General features: G+C 69.8%; 11 protein-coding genes. 3 read left to right on the top strand and 8 right to left on the bottom strand.

Annotated elements, in window-relative coordinates; genetic code table 11:
* The first annotated feature begins 5 nt into the window (after positions 1–5).
* The gene (locus AB0H50_RS32540; protein ID WP_357460568.1) at positions 6–587 is read left to right on the top strand and encodes a TetR family transcriptional regulator; all 582 of its coding nucleotides are present in this window, start codon (positions 6–8) and stop codon (positions 585–587) included.
* A 9-nt stretch (positions 588–596) separates the two neighbouring features.
* On the opposite strand, the gene AB0H50_RS32535 is transcribed toward AB0H50_RS32540, so the two are convergent.
* Positions 597–2,330 carry a glycerol-3-phosphate dehydrogenase/oxidase gene (locus tag AB0H50_RS32535; protein ID WP_357460288.1) on the bottom strand — a complete coding sequence of 578 codons (1,734 nt, stop codon included), beginning with the start codon at positions 2,328–2,330 and terminating at the stop codon, positions 597–599.
* A 280-nt stretch (positions 2,331–2,610) separates the two neighbouring features.
* Between AB0H50_RS32535 and glpK the strand changes: the two genes are divergently transcribed.
* Complete coding sequence (gene glpK / locus AB0H50_RS32530) at positions 2,611–4,110, top strand: glycerol kinase GlpK (protein WP_357460286.1); 1,500 nt, start codon at positions 2,611–2,613, stop codon at positions 4,108–4,110.
* Positions 4,111–4,239: 129 nt separating this feature from the next.
* On the opposite strand, the gene AB0H50_RS32525 is transcribed toward glpK, so the two are convergent.
* The 4 genes from AB0H50_RS32525 to AB0H50_RS32510 form a co-directional block, all read right to left on the bottom strand.
* Complete coding sequence (locus tag AB0H50_RS32525) at positions 4,240–5,418, bottom strand: PLP-dependent aminotransferase family protein (protein ID WP_357460284.1); 1,179 nt, start codon at positions 5,416–5,418, stop codon at positions 4,240–4,242.
* Between the two features lie 91 nt (positions 5,419–5,509).
* The gene (locus AB0H50_RS32520) at positions 5,510–6,595 is read right to left on the bottom strand and encodes a hypothetical protein (protein ID WP_357460281.1); all 1,086 of its coding nucleotides are present in this window, start codon (positions 6,593–6,595) and stop codon (positions 5,510–5,512) included.
* 72 nt (positions 6,596–6,667) lie between these two features.
* Positions 6,668–7,702, bottom strand: a complete 1,035-nt coding sequence (locus AB0H50_RS32515; RefSeq protein ID WP_357460279.1) for a hypothetical protein — start codon at positions 7,700–7,702, stop codon at positions 6,668–6,670.
* Positions 7,703–8,014: 312 nt separating this feature from the next.
* The gene (locus tag AB0H50_RS32510) at positions 8,015–9,505 is read right to left on the bottom strand and encodes an NAD(P)H-quinone dehydrogenase (RefSeq protein ID WP_357460278.1); all 1,491 of its coding nucleotides are present in this window, start codon (positions 9,503–9,505) and stop codon (positions 8,015–8,017) included.
* 81 nt (positions 9,506–9,586) lie between these two features.
* Here AB0H50_RS32510 and AB0H50_RS32505 point away from each other — a divergent pair, with 81 nt between their 5' ends.
* Positions 9,587–10,066, top strand: a complete 480-nt coding sequence (locus tag AB0H50_RS32505; RefSeq protein WP_067787901.1) for a gamma-glutamylcyclotransferase — start codon at positions 9,587–9,589, stop codon at positions 10,064–10,066.
* 81 nt (positions 10,067–10,147) lie between these two features.
* On the opposite strand, the gene AB0H50_RS32500 is transcribed toward AB0H50_RS32505, so the two are convergent.
* From AB0H50_RS32500 to AB0H50_RS32490, 3 genes are all read right to left on the bottom strand, one after another.
* On the bottom strand, positions 10,148–11,314 hold the full coding sequence (locus AB0H50_RS32500; protein WP_357460566.1) for a M20 family metallopeptidase: 1,167 nt from the start codon (positions 11,312–11,314) through the stop codon (positions 10,148–10,150).
* Between the two features lie 170 nt (positions 11,315–11,484).
* On the bottom strand, positions 11,485–12,687 hold the full coding sequence (locus tag AB0H50_RS32495; protein ID WP_357460276.1) for a M20 family metallopeptidase: 1,203 nt from the start codon (positions 12,685–12,687) through the stop codon (positions 11,485–11,487).
* 79 nt (positions 12,688–12,766) lie between these two features.
* Positions 12,767–13,471, bottom strand: coding sequence for an enoyl-CoA hydratase-related protein (locus AB0H50_RS32490; protein WP_357460273.1), 705 nt, complete (start codon positions 13,469–13,471; stop codon positions 12,767–12,769).
* Positions 13,472–13,803: the final 332 nt, after the last annotated feature.

Here is a 13,803-nt window from a genome sequence, read left to right as displayed (position 1 = left end):
GGCGCATGTCCGCGGCCGACCGGCGTACCCAGCTCCTGGACGTGGCCCGCGACATCGTCGCCGCCGAGGGGTTCGCCGCGGTGAGTATCGATCGCGTCGCCCGCACCGCCGACGTCGCCCGCGCCCTGGTCTATCAGCAGTTCACCGATCTGCCCGGGCTGATGTCCGCACTGCTCGACCGGGAGACCGCGATCGCGCTGGCCGGCGTGCGCAGCGTGGACTGGGTCGGCACCGCCGACGATGTCGATCGGCTCGGCCGCGGAGTGCTCGCCTACCTGCACGCCGCGCCGACCAGCTGGCGAATCATGCTCAGCCCGCCCGACGGCGGCCCGCCCGAACTGCGCGACCGGCTCGAGACGGGTCGCGCCTACGCACGGGCCATCGGCGCGCGACACCTCTCCCGGTACGCCGGGGTCACCGTCGATCCGAACGGCGCGACGGAACGAATCATGCTGGCCGCCATCGAGGAATTGGCCCGCCTGCATCTGACCGACCCGGTCACCTATCCGGACGAGCTCGTGCTGCGCTACCTGCGCACGCTGGTGGACTGGGCGGTCGGCGTCGAGGCTGCGCTCGATCGATCCTGACCGGGTGGTTCAGCCGTCGGTGGGCACCGGCTCGAGTATCTCCGCGCGCGGCTCGGGCGCGGCGGCCCGCAGCGCGTCGGCCGCGGCGTCGTCGGGCTGCGTCTGCGAGCGGATCTCGGCCTCGACCCTGGCGTGATAGGTCCTGATCTCACGGTCGATCTCGGCTTCGTCCCAGCCGAGCACCGGCGCGACCAGCCGGGCCACCTGCTCGGCGCAGTGCGCGCCGCGATGCGAGTACTCGATGGAGATCCTGGTGCGTCGGGCCAGGATGTCGTCCAGGTGCAGCGCGCCCTCGGCCGCCGCCGCGTATACCGCCTCCACCTGAAGATACGAGGGCGCCTCGGTGATCGGCTGCAACAGCTCGGGCTTGCCCGCGGCCATCGCCATCACCTCGTCGATGAGCGACCCGTAGCGATCGAGCAGGTGCTTCACGCGGTACGGGTGCACGCCATAGGCCTCGGCAAGCTGCACCGTCTGATTGACCAGCGCGAAATAGCCGTCCGCGCCGAGCAGCGGCACCTTCTCGGTGATCGACGGCGAGACCCGCGCCGGAATGTCCTGCGCCGCTTCGTCCATCGCGTCGTAGGCCATCACGCGGTAGGTGGTGTACTTGCCGCCCGCGATGGCGACCAGACCGGGCGCGATCCGCGCGACGGCGTGCTCCCTGGAGAGCTTGGAGGTCGAATCGCTCTCGCCCGCCAGCAGCGGCCGCAGGCCCGCGTAGACGCCGGTGATGTCGTCGCTCGTCAGCGGAGTGACGAGCACCTGGTTCACCCGATCGAGCAGGTAGTCGATGTCCGCCTTGGTGGCGGCCGGGTGCGCCAGGTCCAGATTCCAGTCGGTGTCGGTGGTGCCGATGATCCAGAACGCGCCCCAGGGAATGACGAACAGCACCGAGGTTGCCGTGCGCAGGATGATCGCGGCATCACTGACGATCCGGTCGCGCGGCACCACGACGTGCACGCCCTTCGACGCGCGCACGTGGAACCGGCCGCGGTTGTGCGAGAGCGCCTGAACCTCGTCGGTCCACACGCCCGTCGCGTTGATGACGACGTGCCCCTTCGCCTCGCCGGAACGCCCGTCCTCGCTGTCGCGGAACCGCACACCGACGATCCGATCCGACTCCCGCAGGAACCCGACGACCTGGGTGGACATCCGGATGACCGCACCGTAGTGCGCGGCCGTACGCGCCACCATCATGGTGTGGCGGGCGTCGTCGACGACCGTGTCGTAGTAGCTGACGCCGCCGATCAAGGAGTCGCGCCGAAGACCGGGTGCCAGTCGCAGCGCGCCCGCGCGCGTCAGATGATGCTGTCCCGGAACGGATTTCGCGCCGCCCATGGTGTCGTAGAGCATCAGCCCGGAAGCGACGTACGGACGCTCCCACACCCGGCGGGTCAGCGGATAGAGGAAGCGAAGCGGCTTCACCAGGTGCGGCGCCAGGCGGGCCAGCGCCAGCTCGCGCTCGCGCAGCGCCTCCCGTACCAGACCGAACTCCAGCTGTTCCAGATACCGGAGCCCGCCGTGGAACATCTTCGACGACCTGCTCGAGGTGCCCGACGCCAGATCCCGCGCCTCCACCAGCGCGACCGAGAGACCACGGGTCGCCGCGTCGAGCGCGATGCCAGCACCGACCACACCGCCGCCGATGACGATCACGTCGAAGTGTTCCTTACCCAACCGCTCCCAGGCCGTACGGCGCTGCTCCGGGCCGAGGAACTGCGATTCCGGTTTCATGGTCATGCTCGACTCCTCCAGCCGATTCGCCTGCATCGGACGTACGGTCTTCACGGGCACCGATCGAGCTGTTCTCGTACAGGCTATGCGAATCGCCACGCCGAGCGCCGGTCGGCGCGGGCTCCGTGTGTCGTGCGGAACTACTCGCCGGTAACCACCCCAGCCTAATAGGCGCGGCCGGACGAAGTCCGTCCAAAGCCGCGCACGGGCGGAGCGCGGGCGGTGGTACCGGCGATCATGCCGCGATGCGATACCGAGCGCGCCGGGCGTTTAGTAGCCTGCTGCAATGCGTCGCTATGTGGCCGCCATCGATCAGGGCACGACATCGAGCAGGTGCATCGTCTTCGACCGGCGTGGCCGCGTCGTCGGGGTGGCCCAGCGCGAACACGAGCAGCTCTTCCCGCGGCCGGGCTGGGTCGAACACGATGCCGAAACCATTTGGCACAACACCGAATCGGTGATCGGCGAGGTGCTGGAACGCAACGGCCTCGGTGCGGGTGACATCGCCGCCGTCGGCGTCACCAATCAGCGCGAGACCACCGTGGTCTGGGAACGCGCCACCGGCAAGCCGATTCACCACGCCATCGTCTGGCAGGACACCCGCACCGATCGGCTCGTCGCCGAGCTCGGCGGCGACGCGGGCCCGACCCGCTATCAGGACCGCACCGGACTGCCGCTGTCCACCTACTTCGCGGGCCCCAAGCTGCGCTGGATCCTGGACCATGTGCCGGGCGCGCAGGAGCGCGCCGAGGCGGGCGAACTGTGCTTCGGCACCATCGACAGCTGGGTGCTGTGGAACCTGACCGGACGGCACATCACCGACGTCACCAACGCCTCCCGCACCATGCTGATGGATCTGCGCACCCTGCAATGGGATTCGGAGATCTGCGCGGAATTCCGGATACCGGAGGCGATGCTGCCGGAGATCCGCAGCTCCTCGGAGGTCTACGGCGAGATCGGCTCCGGTCCGTTGCGCGGGGTCCCGGTCGCGGGCATACTCGGCGACCAGCAAGCCGCCACCTTCGGCCAGGCCTGCCTGATCCCCGGCGAGGCCAAGAACACCTACGGCACAGGCAATTTCATGCTGCTCAACACCGGAACCACCCCGGTGTTCAGCAAGCACGGGCTGCTCACCACGGTCTGTTACCGGCTCGGCGATCAGCCCGCGGTCTACGCATTGGAAGGTTCCATCGCGGTGACCGGGTCGCTGGTGCAGTGGTTCCGGGACAATCTCGGCATCATCGATTCCGCCGAGGAGATCGAGGAACTGGCGGGCAGTGTCGCCGACAACGGCGGCGCCTACATCGTGCCCGCGTTCTCCGGGCTGTTCGCCCCGCGCTGGCGGCCCGACGCCCGCGGCGTGATCGCCGGACTCACCCGTTTCGTCAACAAAGCCCACCTGGCGCGAGCGGTTCTCGAATCCACCGCGTTCCAGACCCTCGAGGTGGTCGACGCGATGCGCGCCGACGCCGAATCCCAGCGGCTCGACCTGGAATTGACCACGCTGAAGGTCGACGGCGGCATGACCGGCAACGACCTGCTCATGCAGTTCCAGTCCGATATCCTGGACGTCCCCGTGGTCCGGCCGGTCGTCACCGAGACCACAGCGCTCGGCGCCGCGTACGCCGCGGGCCTTGCCGTCGGCTACTGGTCCGGCACCGACGACATTCGCGCCAACTGGGCCGCCGACACCACCTGGCAGCCGAGCATGAGCGCCGAGGACCGCGAGGAGCACATCGCGGCGTGGAACAAGGCCGTCGAGCGCACCTACAACTGGGTCGACTGAGGCAGGCGCGCAGGCCCGACCAGCGCACTGCCCACCGACGAAGGCGTGAACACGCGGGGCGCGCTGGTCACTGACGCATGCGCACCGAGTGGAGTGCCGCGGGCCGCAGTGCCGACCGACGCTGACGCGCTATCCGGCGTGCGCCGCGGCAAGCCGGTCGACGGCCTGCTCCAGCACGGCCGTGTCGGAGGTGGTGAAGCACATGCGCATCGAGTTGCGGTAGCCGTTCTCGACGGCGAACGCCGCGCCGGGCACGTACGCGACGCCCGCGTCGAGGGCGCGTGGCAGCAGCAGCTGGGTGTCGGTGCCGTCGGTGAAGTCGGCCCAGACGAACATGCCGCCCGCCGCGTCGGTGCAGACGACGCGCTCACCGAAGCGGGTGCGCACCGCGTGCACCAGGGACTTGGCCCGCTCGCCGTAGACGCCGCGGACGTGGTCGACGTGTGTGGTGAGCCAGTCGCGGTCCGCGAGAAGCTCCGCCGCGATCTGCTGGGTGAGCGCCGAACCGCACAGATCCGCACCCTGTTTCAGCAGTTCCACCGCCCGGCACACCGGGTCGGGGGCGACCATCCAGCCGACCCGCAGGCTCGGCGACAGGATCTTGGACGCGCTGGAGAGCCGAATCACGTTGGGCGAGTAGGTCGCCACCGGTTCCGGTGCGGGCCGGTCGAACCAGAGTTCGCCGTACGGGTCGTCCTCGATCACCCAGAAGCCTTGTGCCTCGGCAAGTTCGGCGAGTTCGCGGCGACGCGCGGAGCTCATGGTCACCCCGCCGGGGTTGTGGAAGTTGCTCACCGTGTGCACCACCGCGGGCCGCTCGCCGCGCGCGAGCAACTCGCGCAGCACCTCGACGCGCATGCCCTCGCCATCCAGCGGGACCGCGACGATGCGCGCACCGGCCGCGCGAAAGACCTGGAGCGCCCCGACGTACGCCGGGTCCTCGACGACCACCAGCGCGCCCGGATCGAGCAGCACCTCGGCCAGCAGCGAAAGCGCCTGCTGCGAACCGTGCATCACGAACACCTCGGCGACCGGAACCCGGCGCCCGAGGCGGCCGGACTCGCGCTCCGCGAGCACGTCGCGCAGCGGGGCCCAGCCTGGCGATTCGGTGTACTGGAGGCAGCCGCTGCCGCGCAGCGCCGACTCGGCCGCCGTCGCAATGCGCTCACGCGGCATCAGTTCCGCGTCCGGCAATCCGCCCGCAAGGCTGATCACCTCGGCCCGCGTGGTGAGCTTCAGCAGGTCGCGAATCGCCGAGCTCTTCAGTCCGCCGAGCTTGCCTGCCAGCGGTGGAACAGTCGGCGACATGGAAACCTCCCAGGGGAACGCCACAGTACGCGATGTCCCACTCTCGCACATCGTTACCAGGATATGAAATTGTCATCTCAAAATATGAGAACTACGGCCGTTCCTTGATGGACGAGACCAGGGTCTCGCCGTCCTTCTCGACCGTGGTCACGGTCTGCTTGTAGACGATCGTCGAGCCGTCGGGACGATGCTCCCGCAGGTCCACCTCGTAGGTGCCCGGCGCGATCTCGAACATCCACAGGCAGTGCGTCGTCCCCTTCGGAATGATCTCGTCGATGGCCTTCTGGATGACCTCACCGGTCGAGATGTTCACCGCGTCGGGCGCGACGAACTTGCGCACCCGCTCACCGCTGCGCTCCACGTAGAACGCGTACTGGAAGCCCAGAATGGCGTCCGGGCCGCTGTCGGTGCCGCCCGCGCCGTTGCCGCGGGTCATGTTGCCGTCGCGCGCGGGCGGGCAACCTCCCGCGACGCTGGTCGCAGGCGGCGGCGCGGCGGTCGTGCCTTCGTCACCGCCTCCGTTGACCGCGACGATGGTCACCACGAGACCGATCAGCACGGCGAGCGCGGCCGCGACACCCAGCACGATCCAGCGGGTGTTGCTCCCTCCGGAGCTGCTGGCGGACGCGACGGGCGCACTGGGTGCGAGCCGCTTGGCGATCGGATCGTCGGCCCAGGAAAGCCCGGCATCGGACTTGCGCGACGCCTCCGGCGGCGGCTTGGGCACATCGCCGGATTCGCTCGGGCTGTTCCACCAGCGTTCTGGCGTTCCGCCCGCGGGCGCGACGGTGTGCCGGACAGTCGCATCGGAGGACACGTCCCGCTCGAAGTCGGGCGCGGGGCGAGACGGCGAGGCGGGAAGGGACTGCGGCGCAGGCGGGGTATCCGGGAAGACCGTGGTCTCGGGCGCGCGGTATTGCGGTGGCGTCGGCGGAACGGGCGGCGCCTCGGCGGCGGGCCGCCAGCCCACATCCGGATGCTCGCCCGCGGGCTCGGGCCACTGCGGACCGACCTCACCCAGCTGCGGACCACCGAACTCGCTCACCGGCGGACCGAAGCCGCCGTCGACCGGCGGGCCGAAATCTCCGGTCGGCGGACCGAACTCGCTCAGCGGCGGACCGAACTGCGACCCGGGCTGGTCGGCTTCGTTGCCCTTCGCGTCACCCTCGGAGCCCACACCCAATCCTTTCCCCAGAACACACGTGTGGGGCGGTCGAGAACGACCGCCCCACCCGCTGAACAGCTCGTGTCAGTACTGGAACGAGCCACCCCACTGCGTGGTCACGCCAGCCACGTTGACCGTCTGCGGAGCCAAGTCGCCCGGCGGAACAATCGGCGGAAGTTTAACCTGTGCGGCGGCTTCCAGCGCGGCGGCGCCGCCCGGCTGAGCGGCGATCCACTGCTCGACCGACGCCTTGGCCAGGTTCACCTGGGTGGTGTCGAGCACGAAGGAGTTGGTGTTGGGCGCCAGACCCTCGCCACCGGTGTAGCTGGTGACCTTGATGGTGTTGACGTCGACGAACTCGACCGACACACCGGCCTCGCCCTTACCGGTCGGGGTGTTGTAGCCGACGGTGCCGACGTAACCGGCCTCGTTCCGGAAGTGGTGGGTGTTGGCCACGAAACCGGGCAGCACGGTGCCGCCGTCGACGTTGGCGCCGAATTCCTGGTGCGGGCCCGTCATCTCGACGACCGGCGCGGCGGGCGCGGTCTGCAGGCGCGGAGCCTCCCAGCGCGGCTGCTGCACCAGCGTCTCCGACTCCGACTGCGGGGCGGAGCGCGGCTTTTCCGGCTGCGCGGCGCGCGCGTCGGCGTCGCCACCCGGCTGCGCACCGCTCTCGCCGCCCGGCCGCGTTTCGCCCGGCTGCCCCGGCTTCGGGTCGTTCGACTCGGTGCCGGGAACGACGACCGGCTGCACCGGTTCGACCTGCCCGGGCACCGGCAGCGGCGCGACGCGCGGGGTGGTGACGCCCGGCTGGGTCGGCGCCGCTAGCTTGGGGTCCTTCTTCGGATCCGGCATCACCTGGTCCGGATCCGGGGTAGTGACACCCGGCTGGCTCGGAGTCGGTTTCGTCTCCGGCTTGTTCGGGTCCGCCTGCTCGGGCTTGCCCGGCTGCGGCTGCGTGGTCTCCGGCGTGTTCTCGGCCTGCGGCGTCTCGGTGCCAGGCTGCACCGGAGCCGGTGTGGTCGGTGTGCTCGGATCGTTCGGAACTGCCCCCGCCGGCGCCGCGAACAATGTAGCCACAGCGGCCGCGGTGGCCAGTGGCAACGATGTGCTAGCCATCGCTCGCTGCGCCCGACTCGGCTTACGATGTTTCACTTTTCGCCAATCCCTTTCCCGGGTGCGATCGAATCGACCGCACTCAGTTGTCCCTGGTGAGACGCGCGCGATCGCCGAACGCCCCAAGGGCCGTTCGTTGTTCGGTTTCGGAAAGGACCATCCCCCCACACCAGAACCACGCAACCGCCCGCCGATCGCATCTCTGCGGGCAGTCAACCATATGTGCGCCGTGCAGGCAACGCAGTGAAATACCCGAGCCGACAACGTCACTCGACGCGTCGGCGGGCAATGCCGCGAGAACCGCCCTGCGGCGCGTCAATCCAGGTCGTCGTGGCGCATGAGCAGACGACCGGCCTCGGTGACCGAACCGGTGAGCGACGGGTAGACCGAGAAGGTCTGGGCGAGATCGTTGACCGTCAGGTTGTTCTGCACCGCGAGGGCGATCGGCAGGATCAGTTCGGAGGCGATCGGCGCGACAACGACGCCGCCGATCACCACGCCGGTGGCCGGGCGGCAGAAGATCTTGACGAAACCGCGGCGCAGGCCCGACATCTTGGCCCGCGGGTTGGTGTTCAGCGGCAGCATCACGGTGCGGGCGGGGACCTCGCCGTTGTCGATCGCGGACTGGCTGACGCCGACCGTGGCGATCTCCGGCCGGGTGAACACCGCCGAGGCAACCGTCTTGAGCCGGATCGGGCTGACGCCCTCGCCGAGCGCGTGGTACATCGCGATGCGCCCCTGCATGGCGGCCACCGAGGCCAGCGGGAGCAGGCCGGTGCAGTCGCCCGCGGCGTAGACGCCGGGCACCGACGTGCGCGAGACCCGGTCGACCCGGAGGTAGCCGCCGCGGTCGAGCTCGACTCCCGCCTCTTCCAGGCCGAGGCCCTCGGTGTTCGGGGTGGAACCGACTGTCATCAGCGCGTGCGTGCCCGCCACGGTGCGGCCGTCGGAGAGCTTGACCACGATGCCCTCGGCGGTGCGCTCGACGGCGTCGGCCCTCGCGTGCTTCACCAGTTCGACGCCGCGCTCGGCCAGCGCTTCCTCCAGCACGAGGGCGGCGTCGGCGTCCTCGTGGGGCAGCACCCGGTCGCGGCTGGACACCAGCTTCACGCGGACGCCCAATTCCGTATAGGCGGAGACGAATTCGGCGCCGGTCACACCGGAACCGACCACCACCAGGGTTTCCGGCAGCTCGCGCAGGTCGTAGAGCTGACGCCAGTTCAGGATGCGTTCGCCGTCGGGTTCGGCGCCTGGCAGCACACGCGGGCTCGCTCCGGTGGCGATCAGCACCACCTCGGCCGCGATCGTCCGCTCGCGCTCGCGGCCACCGTCGAGCTTCACCAGCACGCGGTGTGCCGACCGTCCGCCCCCGTTTTCGGCCAGCTGGGCGCAGCCGGAGAGCACGGTCACGCCCGCGGACTGCAGTTTGGAACGGATGTCGGAGGACTGGGCCAGAGCCAGCGCCTTCACGCGCGCGTTCACCTCCGGCAGCTGGACGCCCGCCTGGCTCGGATCGAGCGTGATCCCGAGATCCCTGGCCCGGCGCAGATCGGTGCGCACCCCGGTCGAGGCGATGAAGGTCTTGGAGGGGACGCAGTCCCACAACACACACGCGCCACCGATGCCGTCGCGGTCGATCAATGTCACATCCGCGCCGTGCTGGGCCGCGACAAGGGCCGCCTCATAGCCGGCCGGTCCGCCACCGATGATCGCAATGCGGGTCATGGATACCTCCGCTCGAGCTGTCGACCGGGATCTCCGGTACCTGGCTAACGTTAGTGGTCGGGCCGTTGCCGGTCGCGCCACACCTGGCCGTTGCGCCGGGAACACGGCGTGATGTGGGCGGGATAGCGGCGATCCGGTGGCATCATTGGCTACCCTTTGCAGGTGCCGATCTACGCCGCCTACGGGTCCAACATGGACTCGACCCAAATGCTCGAGCGCTGTCCGCACTCCCCCATGTCCGGAACCGGCTGGCTGGAGGGCTGGCGACTGACCTTCGCCGGCGACGACATCGGGTGGGAAGGGCCGCTGGCGACGGTCGTCGAGGAGCCGGGCTCGCGGGTGTTCGTGGTGCTCTACGACGTCTCACCGGAGGACGAACAACTCCTCGACCGCTGGGAGGGCTCGGACTTCGGTATCCACAAGAAGATCCGGTTGCGCGTCACGCCGAGTCCGGGCAGCGGGACCGAGCCGCGACTGGCCTGGCTGTACGTGCTCGACGCCTACGAGGGCGGCCTACCCTCGGCGCGCTACCTCGGCGTGATGGCGGACGCGGCCGAAAAGGCCGGCGCGCCAGAGGAATACGTGCACGCGCTACGCACCAGGAACAGCCGCAACGTGGGACCGGGCAACTACTCGAGCTGAGAACGAAACGACGAACCCCGCCGCCGGGCGCTCACCCCGGCGGCGGGGTTCTTTCGTTTCGAAGCCGTTCCTTTCGAAGCCTCAGGGCGCCTGCTGCTGGAGCACGATGTTCGACAGCACCCGCACGCCCACCTCGAGCGCGCGCTCGTCGAGGTCGAAGGTCGCCTGGTGCAGGTCCAGCTGTTCGCCTTGGCCGGACCAGACGCCGAGGCGCGCCATCGCGCCCGGCACCTCCTCCAGGTACCAGGAGAAATCCTCGCCGCCACCGGACTGGATGGTGTCGGCCAGCGCGTCGGGGCCGAGCGCGCGGATCGCGTCCTCGAAGATCCTGGTCGAGTGCTCGTCGTTGACCACGGGTGGCACGCCGCGGCGGTAGTTGAGCTGGTATCGCACCCCGGTCGGCGCGAGCAGACCGTCGACGATCTCGTGCACCATCGGCTCGAGCAGCGACCACGTCGCGTGGTCGCCGGTGCGGACGGTACCGGTGAGCATGCCCGTCTGCGGTATGGCGTTCGGCGCCTTGCCCGCCGACACCGCGCCCCACACCATCACGGTGCTGGTCCGCGGGTCGATGCGGCGGCTGAGCAGGCCGGGCAGGCCGGTGATCACGGTGCCGATGGCGTAGACGAGGTCGCTGGTCAGGTGCGGCCGCGAGGTGTGGCCGCCCGGCGAGTCGAGCACCAGCTCGATGGTGTCGGCGGCCGAGGTGATCGCGCCGACGCGGATGCCGACCCGGCCGACCTCGAGGCGCGGATCGCAGTGCAGCGCGAAGATCCGCTCCACGCCCTCCATCACGCCCGCGGCGACCAGGTCGATCGCGCCGCCCGGCATCACTTCCTCGGCGGGCTGGAAGACCAGCCGCACGCCGACCGGCAGATCGGGCACCTCCGCGAGCGCCAAGGCGGTGCCGAGCAGGATCGTGGTGTGCGCGTCGTGGCCGCAGGCGTGCGAGACGCCGGGCACGGTCGAGGCGAAGGGGAGGCCGGTGAACTCCTGCAGCGGGAGCGCGTCCATGTCGGCGCGCAGGCCGATGCGCGGGCCCTCGGGTCCGATGTCACAGATCAGGCCGGTGCCGCCTGGCATCTTCTGCGGCGAGAGACCCGCCTTGGTCAGCCAGGCCGCGACGAACTCGGTGGTGCCGAACTCGGTGCGGGACAACTCGGGGTTGGCGTGGATGTGCCTGCGCCATTGCACGAGGTCGACTGCGTGCTCGGCCAGCCACGATTCGACCGCATCCCGGCCGGTCACGACGGTGTTGGTCGCGACGCCTGCCGGCGCCTCCTGGCTCAGGCACGCCGCGCCCTTGGGCCCGGTGGCTCGCGCCGAGGTGTTCGACAATGCGGCACTCGCGGGGCCCTCCGTGGTAGCGCGCGCCGCCTCCTGGCCCGTCGCTCGCGCCGCCGGTCGGCCTGTAGTGCTCACCGAATGTCCTCCTGTCGTTGAACGAGTCGTTGCAACAACCTGTCTCTATGTTCTTCATCGCGGGCGACGGCGATTGCGGTACGCGCGAGCGCGACCGCGCCATCGGTTACGGCGCGATCCGCCGAGGCGTTGACACTGGCCGCGGCGAAGCCCGGCTGATGTGTCACCGCCCCACCGGCATCTATGCCGATGACCGGATGAATGCCCGGGATGACGTTGGTGACATTGCCCATATCGGTGCTGCCGAGCGGTCGCTGCGCCTCGAGCTCCGGTGCGATCGGCACCCGTCCGAGGTCGGCGATCTGCTCGCGATAGGCACACAGTAACGCCGGATCGGGTGTCAGCTCGGTATATGTAGGCGCGAGCGTCCGGATTTCGTGGGTGCAGCCGGTCGCGAGGGCGCCCGCCTCGAAACAAGCCGACGCTCGTCGCGTCAGATCATCGAGGGATGCGGAGTCGACTGCGCGTAGGTAGTACAGCAGTTCCGCACGTCCGGGCACGATGTTGGGGGCTACGCCACCGTCGCTGACTATACCGTGTAGTTGCTGACCGGGGTTGAGGTGCTGCCTCAGCAAACCAAGAGCTACCTGTGCGACGGTAACCGCGTCGCCCGCGTTACGGCCCCGCTCAGGCGCCGCGCTGGCGTGCGCCTCGTGCCCGTGGAAGACCACGCCGATGTCGGCGAGGGCCAGCGAGTGCGCGCCTGCGATGTCGTACGGACCGGGGTGCACCATCATCGCCATCGCGATGTCATCGAAGACGCCGCGCTCGAGCATGAGCACCTTGCCGCCACCGCTCTCCTCGGCGGGCGTCCCGAGCACCACCACGGTGATGCCGAGTTCGTCGGCCACCTCGGCGAGACCGAGCGCCGCGCCGACGGCCGACGCGGCGATGATGTTGTGCCCGCAGGCGTGCCCGATCTCGGGCAGGGCGTCGTATTCGGCGCAGATGCCGACCGTCAGCGGCCCGCTTCCGTAGCGGGCGCGAAACGCCGTCGGCAGGTCCGCGACGCCGGCACTGATCTCGAAACCGCGCTCGGCGAGCGGCTCGAGGACCTTGGCGACGCTGCGCGTCTCCTCGAAGGCCACCTCCGGCTCGGCGTGAATGGCGTGCGAGAGATCGATCAGTCGCTCGGCAGCGGCCGCCACGGCGGCATCGGACGCCGCCGCGGCGTCGTCGGCGCGGCTCGGTGGTGGCATGGGACACAGTCTGGCACTGTGGCGCGCTTCGGGCGCGCCGGTGCCGGTTCGTCCGGTCACATCGGGGCCGGACCAGGGGTTACCCGGCGGCGAACGCCAGGTTCTCCTTGGTGGTCGGCACGGCGAGTCCGGCCAGCGCGTCGGCGTGCAGCGCCCGCTTGATGACCGGCAGGTTCGGCTTGCGGTTGCCCGCGAGTGCCGCGGCGTACCCGACGGCGGTGTCCAGCAACGCGTCGGCTTCGGCGGCCTGGTCCACGATGGCCGCCGCGACGGCCTGGTCGGCCGGGTAGCGGTGGCCGGTGGTCATGGCCTGCACGCAGACCTGATTGCTCAGGCGGTTGGTGAGCAGGGCGTTCATGCCGACGGTGAACGGCATGCCCAGGTGCACCTCTGGCAGGCTCCAGAAGCCGCGATCGGCCCGCATGACGCGGAAGTCGTGCGAGGTGGCCAGCATCGCGCCCGCGCCGAACGCGTGCCCGTTGATCGCGGCGACCGTCGGCATCGGGAAGGCCAGCAGGCGGGTGTAGAGCGAGTGCACCTTGTCCAGGTAGCCGTGAATCTCGCCGGGGTTGCCGAACAGCCAGTCGGTGTCGAGGCCGTTGCTGAAGAACTTGCCGGTGGCCGTTGTGACCAGCGCCGCGGGTCCCTCGGACGCCTCGACCTCGTCGAACAGCCCGTGCACCTCGTCGATCCAGTCCGGATGGAAGCGGTTCTCGCTGTCGGCCTGTCCCTCGCTACCGAGGTACAGCACGAACACATCACCCTGACGCTCCAGATACGGCATGCGTGCAGCGTATCGCCATCGACGCCCGCCCCTACTCGCGGGTAACGCACCGGCCGCACCCGTGCCGCGCTGCGGCCGCACACCCACGTAGCGAGCAAGATGGGCTCCCCGATTGCCAGCAGAACGGGCTCCCCCGACACCGCTCACCATCGCCCGGGCCATGATGCCCACCGCAACATCCACGCACTCCCAGCCACCCACAGGGCGAGTCTTACGAGCCCGTCCGCGGCCGTCTCGCTTCCCAGCGGTCGAAGCGCATGCGACGAAGTCGCGAGTCTCGACCGCTGGGAAGCGAGACACAAGGGGCCGCGGACCCGCGCGCGCCAGCGCGC

This window comes from Nocardia sp. NPDC050793 (assembly GCF_040654065.1).
Taxonomy (GTDB): domain Bacteria; phylum Actinomycetota; class Actinomycetes; order Mycobacteriales; family Mycobacteriaceae; genus Nocardia.
The sequence above is the reverse complement of the archived record's forward strand: the minus strand, read 5'-3'. Positions and strand labels throughout refer to the sequence as shown.